Origin of the sequence: Corynebacterium uberis (assembly GCF_020616335.1) — a bacterium.
GTDB lineage: Bacteria > Actinomycetota > Actinomycetes > Mycobacteriales > Mycobacteriaceae > Corynebacterium > Corynebacterium uberis.
Map to the genome: position 1 here is coordinate 336,604 of NZ_CP085051.1, position 17,907 is coordinate 354,510.

Genomic DNA, 17,907 nt, shown 5'->3' on the forward strand with positions numbered 1-17,907 from the left:
GGAGGGGAGCAGGAAGGTGGGGAGGGGCCTTTTACGGGGGTAATGGTTGTCGGAGTGTGGGTACAAGGCCCCTATATGGGGGTGAAGATGGGGCAACATGGCACCGTGTGTGGGATATCTCACACTGGTGTGTTTGTGCTGGTCATTGTGTGCGGCGGCTGGGTGTGGTTGGTTTTGTCCGGTGTTTGTGGGGGTAAATGTGTCGCTTTTTTTTCGTATTGGTGGTTGATTGGTTGGTATGAGGATCTTTTCAGTTTTGCGGGTTGTTTCTGTGGTTTCTGTTGGCGTGTTGTCTGCGGGGGTGGCTGGTGCTGTTCCTGTGGGTGATTTTGTGCCGTATCCGGGTGCGCCTTTTGGGGGCCAAAAGCAGTTGGCTGATCGGTATGTGGAGCGTGTGAGTGCTGATGGGTGGGTGTTGCATGCGTCGAAGGAGGGGGAGGTTGTTCATGTTGCTGCGCCGTTGGATTCGGCGGTGACAACGGGGGAGACGTTTGGCACGGTCAGTGGTCGGGTGTGGGTTGATGGTCAGGGTGCTCCTGAGTTGAGTGGGGCGTTTTTTGATATGGGCTATCAGGTTGGTTGTGGTGTTGAAGTGGGTGATGGTGTTGATTTTGAGGTTGCGGGCACTGTGGGTGTGGCGCCTCATGTGATGGCTGGTCGGGAGGATTCGCGTCATCAGTCTCAGGGGATTGAGGGGGGTCCGAGTGTCAATGTTGCTGGTGAGGCTGGTCCTTCTGTGGAGGTGTCTTTGCCGGACGGGTCGGTCAAGTTGGGTGCTGATGGAAAAGTGAAGCCCGAGGCTGGTGGGGATGTCACTGCTAAGGCTGAGCGGGGTAAGGACTCGGTAAAGAAGCGGGAGGTTGGTCTTGATGCTAAGGCTGAGGTTTCTCCTGCGGTTAAGGGGCATTTGACTCCGGGGAAGGTGACTAATGTGTCGCTTGTTTCGATGCCTGTGGATAAGGAGTTCATGCGTGCTGCGGGTGGGTTTACTGGTGCCCATGTTCAGATCAATGGGTGTGTGGGGCCGGTGTCGGTGCGTTCGTATGTGACGTTGGCGACGGCGTCGCGTACTTCGGTGGATTCTGTGAGTGTGTATGGCGATGCGCAGCGTATTCGTTAAGCGTTAATTGTGGTGGAAGTGGTTTGTCGTGGTTGGTGGTGAGGATCGTTCGGTAGCTTTGGCGGTGCTGCTTGGGGTGATCAAGGCAGTTGTTGGGGCTGTGATCGTTGTGGCGGGGATTGCTGCCAGTGAGCATTTTGGTCCGTGGATGGATCGTTGGGGGTATGTGGCGGTGATGGTGGTGTTTATGGCGGTGATGATGGTTGGTGGGGCTCTGCTGGCTGGTGGTGTTGGTGGTGTGTGGGCTTTGGTGAGGAATCCTGGTAAATGAGTGTGTTGGTGGGGTTGCGGGAAGTGGGGGTGCGTGTTGCGGCGTGTGTTGTTGTGTGCGTGTGGGTGTTGTGTGTGGTGGGGGGCTTCGCGTGGGCTGAGACTCCGGAGGAGAGGTGTCAGCGTGAGACTGCGCAGTGGAATGCGACGATGGAGGCGCTGTGGCGGGCTAATCATCCAGGACAGGAGCCGGGTGAGGGTGCGTGGCCGCCGTATGTGTGTGTTGGAGGTCCTCAGGGGCCAGGTGGTAAGAGTGATGCTCCTGGTGGTAGCCGGGGTGAGGAGTTTGTACCGCGGGGTCATCAGCGTACCCATCGGTGGGATGATTCGGTAGGTAGTCCTGATCGGGAGCCGAAGACGACTTATGAGGGGTTTGATAGGCCGAAGTCGCAGTATCGCCAGGACATGGAGCTATCGCCTTTGGATACCAGTAAGGGTGAGGTGTCTGGCGTAGGACCTCAGGGCACCAAGCGTGATGGTGGTGGTTCGGATTCTGCCCGGTCGAATGTGCCGCGGGTTGTTTCCTGGCCTGTTGAGGTTAATCGTGGGGGCGGTGGGCCAGATGGTGGTGCGCAGGTTGTTCGGGTTGTTGGAGATGAGCAGGGCCGGCGGCTAGTTGTTGATGATCGTGGCGTGGCTACTGGGGAGGTGGTTGTTGCTGGTTCTGATGGTGTGCAGGTTGTGCGTGATGAGGGGGTAGCTGGCCGGAGGTTTGCTGTTGTTGAGGGGCGCGATGAGTCTGGGCAAGCGGAGGCAAGTTCGCGTCCGGGTTCTGAGCCTGTGGTGGTTTCGGGGGCAAAGAGGTCTGCTGGGGATGATGGTTTAGGGGGTAGTGCTTCTGGTGGTGGTGTTGGCAGTGGTGTGTTGGGGGTTGTTGGTGCTGTTGTTGGTGGGGCGGTTGTTGTTGGTCGTAGGGTGATGCGTCGGGATGGTGCGCATCGGTTGGATGTTGATTGGGGGCAGGGCCATAGGCAGCGGCTGGTGTTGTTGGAGGGGCCTGATTCTTCGCGTCGGCAGGTTTTTGATGTTGATGTTCCTGAGGGTGGGGGTTTGGTGAAGAATTCTGATGGGTCGGTTGATGTGGTTGATCGTAATGGGGTGATGGTTAATCATATTGATCGGCCGTGGGCTGTTGATGCTGCTGGTCGTGGTGTGCCGACGTGGTATGAGGTTGATGAGCAGGGCCGGTTGGTTCAGGTTATTGATCCGCAGCGTTCGACGGTGTTGCCGGTGTTGGCGGATCCTGATGAGAAGCGTGCTGGTGGTAAGTCGTCGCGTAAGAAGGGTAATCCTGCGCGTAGGCCGATTAAGGATATTCGTCCTGCGCGTCCGGGGGAGGAGGTTCCGGTTGTTCGTACGTCGGGTAAGTCTGGTAAGGGATCGAAGGGTAAGCCTGGTGCGGGTTCGAAGGATGGTGTGAAGTCGCGTTCGGGTAGTGATCAGGAGAAGGTCAATAGTGGTGATTATGATGTAGTTCCTGGTCCTGGTGGGGCTCCGACGCCAGTGAAGAAGTCGCAGTCGTCGCGGCGTTCGCAGGGAGGAAAGTCGAAGGGGTCGGGTAATCCTGCGCGTAGGCCTATTAAGCGAGTTGGTCCGGAGCCTGTTGAGCAGAAGGCTGCGGTGTCTGATACTTCGGGTAAGTCTGGTGGGGGTTCGAAGGATGGTGTGAAGTCGCGTCGGGGTAGTGATCAGGAGAAGGTCAATAGTGGTGATTATGATGTAGTTCCTGGTCCTGGTGGAGCCCCGAAGTTAGTGGAGAAGTCGCAGTCGTCGCAGCGTTCGCAGGGTGGGGGTTCGAAGGGGCGTGGTGGTCAGGCTGCCCGTTCTGGTGAGGTGCCGTCTTATGCTGGTCAGACTGGGGAATTGACGCATAAGGCGCCGCCGGAGGAGTTACGTAATCAGGCGGGTGTTGATTGGTCGAAGAAGAAGGCTGGGGAGGGCAAGAATAAGGTTCGTGGTGCTGCGTCGGGGGTGGCGGAGCGTGAGCGGAGGAGTTTTGAGCGTCAAGAGGAGAGTATTCGTCGTCGGGAGAATAGTGATTCGCGGTTGACGAGGGGGTTGGCGAAGGTTGATCGTGCGGAGTTGGGGTTTGAACGTGGTGCTTCGCGTGCGATTGGTGAGGGGGTTTCTGGTGCGGCGCCTTTGGTGGGGATGGGTGAGGATGGTGGTCCTGGGGTTAAGGAGTCGTGGCGTGATGGTCCGGGTTCTTTGGTGGGGTTGAATGATGATGTTTCGGCTAAGGATGCGTGGAAGGAGACTGGTCGGGGGGTTGTGGCTGCTGATGAGTGGCAGGAGGGGAAGTATGGGGAGGCGTTGGGGGTAATTGTTGGTGGTGGGTTGGTGCCGGATAAGGGGGTTGGTAAGGCGGGGAAGGTTGGTCGTGCTGGTAAGGCTGCTGGTGGGGGTGCTGTTAAGGGTGGTAAGCATGCGGCTGGTGGGCGGCGTGCTGGGGGTTCGGGTAAGCCGGTTGGGCCTGTGGAGGGTGGGGGTAGGCCGGTGCAGGGGCGGGCTCCTTCGGCGGGTCGCCAACCTGCCACACATCGTGTAGACCGTGGGGTTGAAGGTCCAGCTCCCGCGTCGGCTACAAAACCCCAGCTTGCTCAAGTAAAAGAGCCTTCAGTAACCTGGCCAGATAATGGTCGTGCGCCGGAGCTGCATCTGCCCCACCCTCCGAAGGCGACAAAACATGGTAGGCCAGTCGACTCAGTCCGTAGGCACGAGCGTGAGGGGACTCCTACTCCCCTTAATAATCCGCCAAAGAGGGGAAATAGGCCGGAGACCGTTCAGCCGTATGTGAGTCCAAGAAGTGGAAAGTGGAGGTATCCTATCAATGCCAAGTGGGCAGGGAAGACTTATCCGCCGGACAAATTGCCAAAGCAACTACGTGAGATTGCGCCGGATGGAGTGAAGTTCACAGAAGAAGGTTTCCCGGATTTTACTGAGTTTGCTGCACGGTATAATGGAAAACCGGTGATGGTGGAGCTGTCCGAACTTGCCAGAAGGTCGGATGTTGATGTGAAAAGAGCCAATCAAATATTCGGTATTGACGCCGGAGATTTGGGAATGGTGTGGCACCACGTAGAGCATAGCAATACCCTGATTCTCATCCCTCTGGAATTGCATGATGTTGTAAAGCATGCTGGCGGGAGGGCTACCAATAGCCCGATAAGTGCTGCTCTAAGAAAGGTGTTGGGTTAATTGTGGTTGGGTTAAAATACATACATAATCATTTTTATGTAGAAGGAGATTTTGTTCGAGATGTTGAGAAGATATTGGGGAATCCACTACCGTCGGAATATAGAGAATTTCTTATAAATACTGGCGGTGGCTTACCCAGGTACGAGGGAACGCATGATGCTCCCATCCTCCCTTTAGGGGGGGGAGGGTTTGATGACTGGGCGGCGGTCGGGGAATTTTCGTCAAGTGGCGACCTCCTTTCTTATCTTGATCGAAAAGATGTATTCCGAAGCTGGAGGTGGGAATATCTAATTGACGATATGGTTCCTCTTGCGACCAGCACGACTGGCGTATGGGGTTTAGGGATTGATGGCAGGAGAAGGGGTAAAATTTGCCTAATCGACGAGGAGATCTCCGACCTTGAATTGTTTGATTATGAAGACGGGTTGGATGATCGTACGATAGCGCATCCGGGAATAATAGTTGCCCAGTCGTTTGGGGAATTTTTCCGAAGATTAGTTCCGTTTAAGACGGTATATCCGGATTGCGATTAACTGCAAATAGAAGGATTTTGGAATGGGCTCTAATGATTCATTCGAGCATGTACAGCCGTATGTGAGTCCACGTACGGGTGTGGAACGTCTGCCGAGCAATTTTCATCTAGCTGGGCAAAAATATCCCCTGGAGGAAGTAGCACCCAAGGTTGCGCAGCGCTACCCGGAGGGAGTGTCCTTTGATGAGGAGGGTTTTCCGGACTTTGAGCCGTACATCGTCACAGCGGACGGAAAGCCCGTCATGGTTGAGCTCAATGAGCTCAGCGAGATGAGCGCGCTGGATGTCTATAGGGCCAATAAGATCTTTGGCATCTGCGCTCGTTCGATGGGACTTGCGTGGCATCACGTGCCCAACAGTCGGACCCTGATACTTATCGATCGTGCTTTGCAGCGTGCCGTGGTGTGCTCCGACGGCCATTCCACGAACGGCCCGTTGACGGTGGCGGCGTATCAGGAATGGAAACGCCAGCAGGCGAGCAAGTCAGCTGATGAAGGCGAGGAGTAGCGGCGATGAGTGTTGACTTTGAGATGGTGCGCCCGGGCGACATGCCTCAAGAAAACTGCATCCCGCAGATCGAGGCACTGACTGGTGCCCGCCTGCCCGCAGATTTCCGGGCCTTCCTTGAACAGTATGACGGCGGCGTGCCGGTCACTGAAGACGTCGGCGACATGATTGTGCTGCCCGATCCGGAGCTGGACGCCTCGCTGGATCGTTTTGCTACCAGCAGGGAGATCCTTGAGCACCTTCAGGGCGTTGAGTTCAACCCCTACTGGGCATTCTTCTCAGAGGGTGTGTTGCCGTTTGCGGAAGGCAGTGCAGTGGAGTGGGGCATCGGTGTGTCCGGTGCCCACGAAGGCGAGATTGTGCTCCTGCATCATGAGTGTGCCCCGGTGTCTGGGGTGGCGGTTCCGGCGGATGGCAGCGCGTCCTGGGAGATGGGCTCGCCGATGAGCTTTAGCCAGCTCATGGACGCCCTTGTGCCTTTAAGCTCACTGGTGGAGGACTAGCCCGCCGCGCCCCCACTGCGACCCAACCGCACCACCGTCCTAGTAATAGAACGGGAACTCGGACCAGTCGGGGTCGCGCTTTTCCAGGAACGCTTCTTTGCCTTCTACCGCTTCGTCGGTCATGTAGGCCAGGCGGGTGGCTTCGCCTGCGAAGACCTGCTGGCCCATGAGGCCATCGTCGGTGAGGTTGAAGGCGAATTTGAGCATGCGTTGGGCGGTGGGGGATTTGCCGTTGATCTCGCGGGCCATGGTGATGCCGGCGTTTTCTAGCTCGGCGTGGTCGGCTACCTCGTTGACGGCGCCCATGCGGTGCATCGTCTCGGCGTCATAGGTGCGGCCCAGGAAGAAGATTTCGCGTGCAAACTTTTGGCCTACCTGTTTTGCCAGGTAGGCGCTGCCGTAGCCGGCGTCGAAGGAGCCAACGTCTGCATCGGTCTGCTTGAAGCGGGCTTCTTGGCGGGAGGCGATGGTCAGGTCGCACACCACGTGCAGGGAGTGTCCGCCCCCGGCTGCCCAGCCGTTCACCAGGGCGATGACTATTTTGGGCATGGTGCGGATGAGGCGTTGGACCTCCAGGATGTGCAGGCGCCCCCCTTCGGCTTTTTCTCTGGCAGCATCGACAGTCTCTGCGGTCTCGCCGGTGGCGTAGCGGTAGCCGGAGCGGCCGCGGATGCGCTGGTCGCCGCCGGAGCAAAACGCCCAGCCGCCGTCCTTGGTCGAGGGACCGTTGCCGGTGAGCAGGACCACGCCAACGTCGGGGCTGCGCCGGGCATGGTCGAGCGCCCGGTAGAGTTCGTCAACGGTGTGGGGGCGAAACGCGTTGCGCACTTCGGGGCGGTTGAAGGCGATGCGGACGGTGGCGTCGGCGCGGGTGGTGCCCACGTGGCGGTGGTAGGTGATGTCGGTAAGGTCCTCGAATCCTGCCACGGTGCGCCATTGGGCGGCGTCGAAGGGCTGGGCGGTGCTGTAGCTCATAGTGCAAGGGTAACGGGCGCTAGCTACTAGGCTGGGCAAGCATGTCGCACCTTCCTGCCTTGTCTGAAATTTTGGAGCGCACGTACGTGGTGGAGCTTCCCATGGTGGCTCGCTTCCGGGGGATCACCACGCGCCAGGCGGCCCTGTTTGAGGGGCCTGCGGGGTGGGGGGAGTTTTCTCCTTTTGTGGAGTACGCCGACGCGGAGGCGGCGTCGTGGCTGGCTGCGGGCCTGGAGGCGGCGTGGAAGGGGTTGCCACGGGGGCGTCGAGAAGCAATCGATGTCAACGCCACCATCCCTGCGGTGGATGCGCAGCAGGTGCCGGAGTTGGCGGCGCGCTACCCGGGGTGCCAGACGTTCAAGGTCAAGGTGGCGGAGCCGGGGCAGTCGCTGCGTGCGGACGTCGCCCGGGTCGAGGCGGTGCGTGCGGCCGTGCCGGGGGCGCGCATCCGGGTGGACGCCAACGGCGGGTGGACGGTGGAGCAGGCGCTCGCCGCCGCAGCCGAGTTGGGGCCGCTGGACTACATGGAGCAGCCGTGCGCGTCGGTGGAGGAGCTGGCGCAGCTGCGCGGCCTGTTGCAGCGGCGCGGGCACTTTGTGCGCGTAGCTGCTGATGAATCCATTCGCCGCGCCGCCGACCCCTACCGGGTGGCGCAGCTGCACGCCGCCGACGTCGCCGTGGTCAAGGTGGCCCCCCTGGGTGGGGTGCGCCGCGTGCTCGCGCTTGCCCAGGACCTGCGCGCCCAGCACATGGACATCACAGTCGCCTCAGCGCTGGACACCGCCGTGGGCTTAAGCGCCGGGCTGGCCGCCGTGAGCGCGCTGCCCACGATCACCGACGATGACGGCTCCGATGTCCCCCCGGCCGCCGCGGGGCTAGCGACACAGCAACTGTTTGCGGCCGACGTTGCCGCGCCGCGTCCGCTTATCGACGGCCGCCTGCCCACCGCTCCGGCGGTCCCCGAACCCGAGCGCCTCGCGGACCTAGCCGCTGATGCGGCTACTGCCGACTGGTGGCGGGGGCGTATTGAGCGGTGTTGGCAGGTGCTTGCGGAGTGAGGGGGACAAGAATAGTTGCTGTTCTGTGTCTTCCTAGATGACGAAGGCTGTTAAACTATCGGTGCGTGGGACGTGGATCCCGATTACCGAGCATACGCAGGATCTGTTCAGCTACTCGGTTTCGTTTACAAAGCACGGATTCCCCTACTTTTAGAGTTATCTACAAATACGTGGTGGTGAGCCGTCGGTTATTAAATCGAGAGATCTGGGCAATAAAAACGGGCAACACATCAGGGATGTAAATCGTGCCCTTGGTCTATCTGGCAATATAGGGGTTTGGTTTGGCATCATGTTGAAAACGGGAAATATCTGATCTCCATACCGGCAGAGCTTCATAAAGTAATACGTCACGCAGGTGGCCGCGCCACTAGATTCTCAAGAATTGGGAAAGGGAAATGATAGATTTTGAGCTAATCTACAACAAATTCAACTATGGAGAGTTGCTGGAGGTTGAAAAACGTCTCCACCAGAAGTTGCCAGCCGATCTGAGAAAATTTCTTATTGATCGCGGAACCGGGTATATAAAAAAGTGGGGAGAACAGGACTTTTTAACATACCCAGATGATTCCATAGATGCATCAATAGAATACTTTTGTAGTACGAAGGAATATTTACAATACGTGGGTTTGGGGGTTGAAAATGGGTATTGGCCTCTGATGCCGCCGTGCTCGATCCCATTCGCCTGGGGGCCGGGGGTTGACTGGGGGATATATTTTAAAGGTCCAAACTCTGGGAAAGTTTTTATTCTCGCTCACGACCTTGGGCCGGAGGAGGAGCCTGTCGATTGGGATATTGAAACAGGTGCAGGTCTTCCTTATGAGCAGTATATCATTATTCTGGAAGATTCATTCGGTGAACTGATGGAAAAGGTGAAGACTGCCGAATATTTTGACTGATCCTGCAGTTAGAGAAACTCAATTTTGAGTTGCACTTGAGTAGTGTATATCGTGTCTAGGTGTGGGAAGGGGTGGTCGGAATGTTGCGTTTCTCACTATCTTATGGGTCGTTTGACCTCTGCAAGTTGCGAGAAATCGAACGTCGGATGGGGGGTGATCTGCCTTTAGATCTGTGGGAATTCTTATCAAAATATGGCTGTGGATTTGTTGGAAAAAATGGACTTTGTGATTTCTTTTTCTACCCTGAATTGCCCTTGGATGCCTCGATTGAATACTTCTGCACGGCAAAGGAGTATGAGCAGTATTTTAACTACGGTCTAAACAATGGATGGTGGCCCTTCATGCCTCCGAAATCTCTGCCGTTTGCCTGGGGTCCCGGGGTGGAGTGGGATATCTATTACGCGGGCCCCGACAGGGGAAAAGTATTTGTTCTTAAGCATGATGAGGGGCCTGAGGATGAACCTGAGTACTGGGATATAGAGAACGGATCCAATCTTCCGTATCATGAGTATATTCATGTGCTAGCCAATTCTTTTGATGAGCTCATGGATCAAATTTTGGTGCTAGAAGATGTTGAGGATGAGTAAGTGGATATCTGGGTTCAAATGAGATGGGAGTCAAAATGACAGATGTCTCCGATGCAATTCCGCAGTCGGTAGAGCCGTACATCAGCCCGCGGTCCGGGTTGCTGCGTTACCCAAGCAATTTTCATCTGGCCGGTAAGAGGTACCCGCTAGAGGAAGTAGCACCCGAGGTCGCACAACGCTACCCCGAAGGCGTGTATTTTGATGACCAGGGGTTCCCTGACCTGCGGCCCTACATCGCCCACATCGGTGGCGAGCCCGCCGTGGTGAAACTGAAGCAGCTAGGGCAGACCTCTGCGGCAGATATTCGGGACGCCAATCGGGCGTTCGGTATTAATGCTGCCGCGCATGGCTTGGCATGGTTCCACCTGCCGAACAGTACGTATTTGATTCTTGTTCCGGAGGACTTGCTGCGCGCACTGGTGTGTTCTGATGGTCGTTCGACGAACGGGGCGTTGACAGTGGAGGCTTATCAAGAGTGGAAGCGCCAACAAGCTGCAGCGGCAGTTGATGAGGGGCAGGGGGAAAACTGATGAGTGTGACCTTTGAGCTGGTTCCCCCGGATGGGGCTGTTCAAGAAAACTGTATCCAGCAGATTGAGGAGCTGATCGCCACCCGCCTGCCGGAAGATTTCCGGGAGTTCCTTGAGCAATATGACGGTGGTGTGCCGCTGCTTGAGGATGTCACGAACGTCCTTGTGTTGCCGGATCCGGAAGCCGATGCTGATGTGCTGCGATTTGTGTCCAGCCGGGAGATACTCAACTTTCTCCGCGGGCAGTCTGCACATGCCTATTGGCAGTACTTCACCGAGGGGGTGGTTCCCTTCGCTATAGGTTCCTGCGTGGAGTGGGGGCTGGGCGTGACTGGACCGCACTCGGGCAGCATTGTCATCCTCTACCATGAGTTGGTTCCGGTCGCTGGGGTGGCTGCGAAGGAAGATTCTTATTCTTGGGAGGCCACAGCCACAATGTCCTTCTCGCAGCTCTTGGAGGTACTTGTTCCACAAAGCTCCCTGGAGTAACGGCGTTTCCGCGGAACCTCATCGCCGCGCTGCCCGTTGAGGTCAGTAAGAGCCCGCCGCCCTTGGGAAGGACCTGAGCAGATGAACGATGATGACACCGAGACCCGCTACCTTGGCCCCACCGCCAACGCCGCGGGAGGCTCACACGGCGGTCCGCAGGGGGCGGAGGAGCGCGGGCGGCAGGCGCGCGGCAGTGGCCCAAAGCAGTACTTTCCACCCGCCGCGCCCGCCCCGCAGCAGCAGGGTTATGACTATGACCCGGCCTACCAGGCCCCCGCTGATAACCCTGGCTACCAGGGCTATCAGGATTACGGGCAGTACCACACCACCCCAGGGCTGACTGGCGCGGGGAACCCAGCAGGAGGTGGTGGCTTCGGTGGGGGTGCGGGGGCGTCGCAAAGCTCTGAAGACGCACCACCCCGACGGGGCCTGCAGGCCGGGGCGATCGCGGCGATGGTGGGCGCGGTGCTGATTTGTTCTGGCGCGTTTTATATTCTCGGCCGCGCGACCGGGCATAGTGAACCGGAGCAGGTAGAGGTCACCACCACCCAGATCTCCACAGTCACTCAGACCACTACCGTCACCGAGCCTGCGCCGGCGGGCCGGGGGCTGCGGTTGCCCAGCGAAGTTCCCACCAAGCTGCCCGAAGTGGAGGTGCCCAGCTGGCTGCAGGACCTCATCGGCGGCGACCAGCCGCAAGAGCCCGCCCCCGCAGGTGGCGAGCAGCACGCCGAGCTCGCCCCAGGGGCTTAAGGGTGGCCCGTGGGGCGTCGGCCTTAGACTGAGCATCCATGAGCAGCCTGGAATCGCCCGCACTTGCCACCGCCGTCGTCGCCGCGCTGGCAAGCCACGTCAGCGACTGCGTGATCTGCCCAGGATCGCGCAACGCGCCGCTGACGTTGGCGCTGCTGGCGCGCCGGGACATCCGCGTCCACGTGCGCATTGATGAACGCGCCGCCGCGTTTTGCGCCCTGGGTATCGCCCGCACGCAGCGTCGGCCCGTCGCGGTGGTCATGACCTCTGGGACGGCGGTGGCCAACTGCCTGCCCGCTGTCATTGAGGCCCGCCAATCGCACACGCCGCTGGTGATTTGCAGTGCGGACCGGCCGCGGTGGCTGGTGGGCAAGGGGGCGTCACAAACCATCGACCAGGTGGGGCTTTTCGGCGGCTACGCGCCCACGGTCCAGGTTGCACAAGAAGCAGATGTGCCCGCTGCTGCCCGCGCGATGGCGCAGCATCCGCAGCTCCACCTCAATATTGCGCTGGATGTGCCGCTGATCGCCCCGGAGCTTCCCGAACTGACCGGGAAGGCGCGGCCCATCGCGGGCCCGCGCCCCGGCCCGCACCAGGACCACGGTTCTGTGGCGCTAGATATTAGCAGGGACACCCTGGTCATCGCCGGGGATGAGGCGTGGGCAGTGCCGGGCCTAGAGGACGTGCCCACCATCGCCGAGCCTTCCGCACCCGCCCCGTATGTGCCGGTGCATCCGCTGGCCGCGCAGCTGCTGTCCGCCCGGGAGGCCGCCGTCGAAGGGGAGGACCGGCGCTACGCCGTGCGCACCAAGCCCGAGCAGGTGGTGGTGGTAGGACATCCCACGCTGCACCGGCCGGTACTGGCCCTGATGAGCGACCCGGACATTGCCGTCACCGTGCTCACCCGCACCGAGACCGCCACCGACCCCGCGGGGCATGCCGCCCAGATAGGCTCGCGGGTGACCGTCACAGGTGAGCCCTCGGCGCGGTGGCTCGACATCTGCTCGGCGGCCTCCGAGCTCGCGGCCACAGCGGTGCGCGACGCCCTGGCCAACCCAGACTTTGGGTTTACTGGACTGCACGTCGCCGCCGCCGTGACGGATTCGCTGGCGGTTGGCGATACCGCGTTCATCGCCGCCTCCAACCCGGTACGCGACGTGTCCATGACCGGCCTGCCCTTCGACGGCGTGCACGTGATCACGCCGCGCGGCGCCGCAGGCATCGACGGCTCCGTCTCCCAGGCAATAGGCATGGCGCTGGCCGCCCAGGAGGAAGACCCCACCGCCCCGCGCGCCCCGCGTGCCGTGGCGCTACTCGGCGACCTTGCTTTTCTTCATGACGCCGGCGGACTACTCATCGGCCCGCTAGAGGCGCGCCCAGAAAACCTCACCATCGTGGTGGCCAACGATGACGGCGGCGGCATCTTCGAAGCCCTGGAACCCGGGGCGGACCCGCTGCGCAACAGCTTTGAGCGCGGCTTTGCCACCCCCCACGGCGCGGATATTGCTGGCCTGTGCCAGGCCTATCACGTGGACTACCTGCGGGCAGACAGCCTCGAAGAGCTCCAACGCGCCCTGGAATCCACCACCGATGCGGCCGCGGGAATAACCGTCATTGAGGCCCGCACAGTGCGCGATACCCGCCGCGCGCTGCACGCCGCATTAAACCAGGCGGTGGCGCTGTGACCACGGCCGACTCGCCGCGCTCCCAGCGCCCCCCGAGCTCGTCGAGTTCGTCGCGCTTAGCGCAGTCCTCCCGGGTGCCGCACTCGCAGCGCCCGTACCTGCGCAAACGGCTGCGCCAGGTGGTGCTCATGATGTGGGCGCTCACACTGCTCGGCGCGGTGGCCATGGTGGGCGGGGCAGGCTTGAACGCGCGGGCCATCGACTCGGATCCGGGCCGGGCGCTGGCGCACGTCACCGGGGTGGGGGCGTGGCGCACCACCGTGGAATACCAGGATGAGGAAGGCCTCTACCATGCGCCCCAGCAGGGGCTGCTGTACCCGACGGGTCTGGGGGAGGGGCAAAACGTGTGGGTGCGTTATGCCCGCTCAAACCCGGATGTGGTGGCCGTTGAGGGCCGGACGTGGACGCTGACCATCGTCCCGGCGGCGTCGGTGGCGGTGGTGGGCACGGCGGTGATGGGACTACTGTGGTGGGCCGTAGGCGTGGCTACGCGGGAGCGTCCGTCGCGGCGCGCCGTGAGTTAGCCAGGGTGGGGCAGCGCCCGGCCGCGTCACCTGGAATTTGCACGACTGTCACGTCGAGGTCGCCTGGAGGGAAGGCCGCCGTCACGTGATGGGGAAAGGATGGCTGCTATGCGCATTGCTATTGTCGCCGAGTCTTTTCTTCCTAACGTCAACGGCGTGACTAATTCGGTGCTGCGGGTCTTGGAGCACGTTGCTCAGGCCGGCCATGAGGCGATTGTCATTGCCCCGGGGGCGCGCAATTTTGAGGAGGAGGTTGCGGACTACCTGGGCTATCCGGTGCACCGGGTGCCCACGGTGATGGTGCCGCTGATCAACTCCTTGCCGGTGGGGGTGCCGGGCCCGTCGGTGGCCGCCACGTTGCGCGATTTCCGCCCGGACGTGGTGCACCTAGCCTCCCCGTTTGTGTTGGGGGCAGCCGGGGCGTTCGCCGCCCGGCAGTTACATATTCCGGCCGTGGCCGTCTACCAGACGGACGTGGCCGGTTTTGCTACTCGCTACCATTTGACGCCGCTGGCGGCGGCGTCGTGGGAGTGGACGCGCACGGTGCATAACGCGTGCCAGCGGACGTTGGCGCCCTCGTCGCCCACGATTGCGCAGCTGCGCCACCACGGCATTGCCAATGTTTACCGCTGGGGTCGGGGGGTGGACGCGCAGTTGTTTTCCCCGGATAAGCGCAGTGCCGAGTTGCGCCGTTCGTGGGATCCCACGGGCACCAAGAAGGTGGTGGGGTTCGTTGGCCGGTTGGCCGCGGAGAAGGGGGTGGCGCGGCTGGCGGCGTTGGCGGGCCAGCCGGGCATTCAGGTGGTCATTGTGGGAGATGGCCCGCAACGCCTGGAGCTGCAAGCAGCGCTGCCGGAGGCGGTGTTTACCGGCCAGCTCCGTGGCGAGGCCCTGGCACGCGCCTACGCCAGCCTGGATGTGTTCGTCCACCCCGGCGAGTTTGAGACGTTCTGCCAGGCCATCCAGGAGGCCCAGGCCTCCGGCGTGCCCACCATCGGCCCGCGTGCGGGCGGCCCGGTGGACCTCATCGATCCGGGGCGCAATGGGGTGCTTATCGACGTCCCCTCCTTCGCCCGGGAGCTGCCCGCCGCGGTGGGCTGGGTGCTCGACCCGCAGCGCCACGGGCGGCTGCGGGCCGCGGCGCGCGCCGGGGTGGCGCAGCGGACCTGGGCGGCCCAGTGCGATCAGCTGTTTTCGCACTACGCTCAGGCGGCCGCCGAGTTTGCCACACAGGTGCCGGTCCCGGTGACCCAACGCGCCCGGGCGGCGATGGCGCAGTGGTGGTGACCTAGACTGGGCAACCGTGGTCAAGGCGAATCTGGATAAGCAGCCCCTCGACGTTGCCGCGATGTTTGACGGCGTGGGCAAGAACTATGACATCACCAACACGGTGCTTTCTTTTGGGCAGGACCGCTACTGGCGCCGGCGCACGCGCGCGCGTCTGGGCTTGGTGCCAGGGGAGCGGGTGCTTGACTTAGCGGCCGGCACGGCGGTGTCCACGGTGGAGCTGGCCCAGTCCGGCGCGTGGTGTGTGGCCTGCGATTTTTCGCAGGGGATGCTCGCCGCGGGGGCCCACCGCGCGGTGCCTAAGGTGGTGGGCGATGCCATGACGCTGCCGTTTGCTGATGCCTCCTTCGACGCGGTGACCATCTCCTACGGGCTGCGCAACGTCCACGATTTTCGGGCGGCCCTGCGGGAGATGGCCCGGGTGACCCGCCCGGGCGGGCGCCTGACGGTGGCGGAGTTCTCCACGCCGGTCATCCCGGTGTTTTCGCGGCTGTACAAGGAGTACCTCATGCGCGCCCTGCCGGCGGTGGCGCGGGTGGTGGCCACCAACCCGGAGGCCTATGAATACTTGGCGGATTCCATCCGCCACTGGCCGGACCAAGAGCAGCTGGCCCGGGAGATCAACGCCCAGGGGTGGGCAGACTGCGGCTGGCAGAACCTCACCGGCGGCATTGTGGCGCTGCACTCGGCGGTGAAGGCTTAAAAAAATCCCCCCGGGGGGCGGCCGATGTTCGGCGATCCCCGGGGGTAGGTGCGCGGTTGGCGCTGCTTACTTGTTGTAGGCGGCAGACCAGGTGGGCTTCTTGCCGTCCGCGTTGGTGGCCTTGTTGAAGGTCACAATGTAGTCGGTGGTATCCGGGGCGGACGACGGGGTGAAGCAGACCGTGCCTTTGGTGCCCTGGGACTTGGGCAGCTCGCCCTTGGAGACCTCAGACTGCGGGCCTTCCTGCTGGGTCAGGTTCTCGCCGTCCGGGGTGGACAGGCCCCAGTCATCGGAGCCGTTGAGGATGATCGGCTCATCGCCCAGGTTCTTGACGTTAGTGTCAATGCACAGCAGCTGGTCGCCATGATCGGTGGCGCCGATGTGGCGGAAGTTCGAGGCGGTGACCTCAGCGTGGGGCAGCACGACGGTGTCATTGATCACGGCGGGGGTGTTGCCGTCGACCAGGTGGCGATCATCAATGGTCTTGCCGTTGGCGTCGGTGGGCTTGACGGAAGAAGACGCCGCGGCGCTGGAGTCGCCGTCCTTGTCGCCGCTGAGGGCGCTAATGAGCCACCACACTAGGCCCAGCACAACCAGGAGGGCGAGGATGGCCAGGAGGATCTTCCACCAGCCGCCGCCGGCGGAGTCATCGCCGACGGGGTGGGCGGTGTTGGGGTCAGGCACAGTCGTGGGCGCGGGGGTGGGGGTAACGGCTTCTTCTCCCACGGGGTGCGCCGTGTTGGGCTCCGGTACGTTGGCGCCCGGGTTGGGGGTGGGCTGCGGATGATCGTTGGCCATGTCGGCTCCTTCTTCTTTGTTGTGGGTGGACCAATAGGTGCCTGTATACCCTTTTATCGCGCGGTATGCGGCAACTAACAGAATGGTAGCGCAACAGCCCGCCGCATTAATAGGGTTGGGTATCCCACAGTGGTCGGTTTTGTGCGTGTGCCAGGGTCGCGGCGGCCCGGCCCGCCAGCCGCCAGGTGCGGGCGAGCAGATCCGCGTCGGCGTCATCAATGAGGTTGCCCATCAGTCGGGCGGCCGCCGGCAGCAGACGGTGTCCCAGCGGGCCGCGCAGCCCCACGTTTCCGGCGGCCGGCAGGAACCCCGGGATGGCAATGACTCGGGCGGCGGCCCTGGCCAGATGGAATGCCTGGCCGTACCTTTCGCGCAGCAGTGCTGGCCAGGCGCGGTAGAACAGCTCGGGGCCGCCGAGGAGCCCCACGGCCAGCCGGGCGGTTTCCATCCCGTAGTCGATGCCCTCCCCGTTGAGGGGGTTGACGCAGGCGGCGGCGTCGCCAATGAGCATCCAGTTGGCCCCGGCGACGTTGCTGACCGCCCCGCCCATAGGCAGCGCCGCGGAAGCGACGCCGTCTTCCGGGCCCAGCTGCCAGCCGGCGCGCTGGGTGTGCGCGTAGTGGGCAAGGAGCTTCTTGGTGTTCACTCGCGCCGGGTGGCGGTCAGTAGACAGCGCCCCGGCGCCGAGGTTGACCGTCCCGTTGCCCAGGGGGAAGATCCAGCCGTAGCCGGGCTGCGGGGTGCCGGCGGCGTCGGAAAGCTGGAGGTGGGAGTGGATCCAGGGCTCGTCGGCGCGCGGCGAAGCGCAGTAGGACCGGGCCGCCAGGCCATAGACCTCGCCGCGGTGCCACTGGCGCCCCAGCTTGCGGCCGAGGGGGGAGCGCACCCCGTCGGCGACGATGATCCAGCGCGGGTAGACCTTCACCGTCTCGCCGCCATGCATGATCCCCACCGAGCGCGCGCGGCCGCGCTCAACGGTGACGTCCACAGCGGGGCTGTCCTCCCAGACTTCGGCCCCGGCGGCGCGTGCGGTGGTGAGGAGGAGGGCGTCGAAAAGCGTGCGCGGCATCGCCGAGCCCACCGTCCCATACGACGAATCCGGCCAGGGGGCCGTAACCGAATTGCCAAAACCATGCAGGATCAGCCCCCGGTTGGTGTAGCCTCCGGTAACGCGCTCGGCCAGCCCCAACGCCCGCAACTCGCTGAGCGCCCGCGGGGTCAGGCCGTCGCCGCAGGTCTTGTCGCGGGGGAAAGAAGCGGCGTCAACAAGCAGCACCGCATATCCGGCGCGCGCGGCATGGATCGCGGCCGCACTGCCGGCGGGGCCGGCGCCCACGACGAGCAATTCTGGGCGAAGTAAACGAGCTGGGGCAGTCACGGCGCCCATTGTCCCATTGCCCAGACGCCGCAGCCCCATCGACGCCAACGATCGCCCCCCGGTAGGCTTCCCCACGCCAAGTTCGCGCCGTGCGCAGGGCCCGCCTGACCGACCCC

Annotated in this window: 20 protein-coding genes; 17 read left to right on the forward strand and 3 right to left on the reverse strand. The window is 62.1% G+C overall.

The window, feature by feature from the left end; translation table 11 throughout:
* Nucleotides 1-238: 238 nt before the first annotated feature.
* From LH390_RS01510 to LH390_RS01535, 6 genes are all read left to right on the forward strand, one after another.
* Nucleotides 239-1,120: an MspA family porin gene (locus LH390_RS01510; RefSeq protein ID WP_227280927.1), complete on the forward strand. Its 882-nt coding sequence runs from the start codon at nt 239-241 to the stop codon at nt 1,118-1,120.
* Nucleotides 1,121-1,148: 28 nt separating this feature from the next.
* Nucleotides 1,149-1,391 (forward strand): hypothetical protein, encoded by a 243-nt coding sequence (locus LH390_RS01515; RefSeq protein WP_227280926.1) that lies wholly within the window; start codon nt 1,149-1,151, stop codon nt 1,389-1,391.
* Between the two features lie 419 nt (nt 1,392-1,810).
* Nucleotides 1,811-4,588 carry an HNH endonuclease gene (locus LH390_RS01520; RefSeq protein ID WP_227280925.1) on the forward strand — a complete coding sequence of 926 codons (2,778 nt, stop codon included), beginning with the start codon at nt 1,811-1,813 and terminating at the stop codon, nt 4,586-4,588.
* Nucleotides 4,589-4,590: 2 nt separating this feature from the next.
* On the forward strand, nt 4,591-5,121 hold the full coding sequence (locus LH390_RS01525) for an SMI1/KNR4 family protein (RefSeq protein ID WP_227337384.1): 531 nt from the start codon (nt 4,591-4,593) through the stop codon (nt 5,119-5,121).
* A 79-nt stretch (nt 5,122-5,200) separates the two neighbouring features.
* Nucleotides 5,201-5,626, forward strand: a complete 426-nt coding sequence (locus LH390_RS01530; protein ID WP_227280923.1) for an HNH endonuclease — start codon at nt 5,201-5,203, stop codon at nt 5,624-5,626.
* A gap of 5 nt (nt 5,627-5,631) precedes the next feature.
* Complete coding sequence (locus LH390_RS01535) at nt 5,632-6,129, forward strand: SMI1/KNR4 family protein (RefSeq protein ID WP_227280922.1); 498 nt, start codon at nt 5,632-5,634, stop codon at nt 6,127-6,129.
* Between the two features lie 39 nt (nt 6,130-6,168).
* Here the strand turns inward: LH390_RS01535 and LH390_RS01540 are convergent, their stop codons facing one another.
* A complete protein-coding gene (locus LH390_RS01540; RefSeq protein ID WP_227280921.1) occupies nt 6,169-7,104 on the reverse strand; it encodes a 1,4-dihydroxy-2-naphthoyl-CoA synthase in 936 nt (311 codons plus the stop codon).
* Between the two features lie 41 nt (nt 7,105-7,145).
* Between LH390_RS01540 and LH390_RS01545 the strand changes: the two genes are divergently transcribed.
* From LH390_RS01545 to LH390_RS01595, 11 genes are all read left to right on the forward strand, one after another.
* The gene (locus LH390_RS01545; protein WP_227280920.1) at nt 7,146-8,162 is read left to right on the forward strand and encodes an o-succinylbenzoate synthase; all 1,017 of its coding nucleotides are present in this window, start codon (nt 7,146-7,148) and stop codon (nt 8,160-8,162) included.
* 276 nt (nt 8,163-8,438) lie between these two features.
* Nucleotides 8,439-8,561 (forward strand): HNH endonuclease, encoded by a 123-nt coding sequence (locus tag LH390_RS11640; protein ID WP_227280919.1) that lies wholly within the window; start codon nt 8,439-8,441, stop codon nt 8,559-8,561.
* Nucleotides 8,558-9,058, forward strand: coding sequence for an SMI1/KNR4 family protein (locus LH390_RS01555; RefSeq protein WP_227280918.1), 501 nt, complete (start codon nt 8,558-8,560; stop codon nt 9,056-9,058). Before LH390_RS11640 ends, LH390_RS01555 begins: the two co-directional genes overlap by 4 nt.
* Nucleotides 9,059-9,138: 80 nt before the next feature.
* Entirely contained in the window at nt 9,139-9,645 is a 507-nt protein-coding gene (locus tag LH390_RS01560; protein ID WP_227288252.1) for an SMI1/KNR4 family protein, read from the forward strand.
* A gap of 35 nt (nt 9,646-9,680) precedes the next feature.
* Complete coding sequence (locus tag LH390_RS01565; RefSeq protein WP_227280916.1) at nt 9,681-10,175, forward strand: hypothetical protein; 495 nt, start codon at nt 9,681-9,683, stop codon at nt 10,173-10,175.
* Nucleotides 10,175-10,663 (forward strand): SMI1/KNR4 family protein, encoded by a 489-nt coding sequence (locus LH390_RS01570; protein WP_227280915.1) that lies wholly within the window; start codon nt 10,175-10,177, stop codon nt 10,661-10,663. The genes LH390_RS01565 and LH390_RS01570 overlap by 1 nt, the downstream gene beginning before the upstream one ends.
* A gap of 81 nt (nt 10,664-10,744) precedes the next feature.
* A complete protein-coding gene (locus LH390_RS01575) occupies nt 10,745-11,416 on the forward strand; it encodes a hypothetical protein (protein WP_227280914.1) in 672 nt (223 codons plus the stop codon).
* A 38-nt stretch (nt 11,417-11,454) separates the two neighbouring features.
* The gene (gene menD, locus LH390_RS01580; protein ID WP_227280913.1) at nt 11,455-13,101 is read left to right on the forward strand and encodes a 2-succinyl-5-enolpyruvyl-6-hydroxy-3-cyclohexene-1-carboxylic-acid synthase; all 1,647 of its coding nucleotides are present in this window, start codon (nt 11,455-11,457) and stop codon (nt 13,099-13,101) included.
* Nucleotides 13,102-13,229: 128 nt separating this feature from the next.
* Nucleotides 13,230-13,625, forward strand: coding sequence for a DUF3592 domain-containing protein (locus tag LH390_RS01585; RefSeq protein WP_227282658.1), 396 nt, complete (start codon nt 13,230-13,232; stop codon nt 13,623-13,625).
* Between the two features lie 108 nt (nt 13,626-13,733).
* Nucleotides 13,734-14,912: a glycosyltransferase family 4 protein gene (locus tag LH390_RS01590; protein ID WP_227280912.1), complete on the forward strand. Its 1,179-nt coding sequence runs from the start codon at nt 13,734-13,736 to the stop codon at nt 14,910-14,912.
* Between the two features lie 16 nt (nt 14,913-14,928).
* Entirely contained in the window at nt 14,929-15,615 is a 687-nt protein-coding gene (locus LH390_RS01595; RefSeq protein WP_227280911.1) for a demethylmenaquinone methyltransferase, read from the forward strand.
* A gap of 66 nt (nt 15,616-15,681) precedes the next feature.
* Here LH390_RS01595 and LH390_RS01600 read toward each other — a convergent pair whose 3' ends face one another.
* Together LH390_RS01600 and LH390_RS01605 are read right to left on the reverse strand one after the other, a co-directional pair.
* Nucleotides 15,682-16,413 carry a hypothetical protein gene (locus LH390_RS01600; protein WP_227280910.1) on the reverse strand — a complete coding sequence of 244 codons (732 nt, stop codon included), beginning with the start codon at nt 16,411-16,413 and terminating at the stop codon, nt 15,682-15,684.
* A gap of 106 nt (nt 16,414-16,519) precedes the next feature.
* Nucleotides 16,520-17,800 carry a geranylgeranyl reductase family protein gene (locus tag LH390_RS01605; RefSeq protein ID WP_399524987.1) on the reverse strand — a complete coding sequence of 427 codons (1,281 nt, stop codon included), beginning with the start codon at nt 17,798-17,800 and terminating at the stop codon, nt 16,520-16,522.
* Nucleotides 17,801-17,907 lie beyond the last annotated feature (107 nt).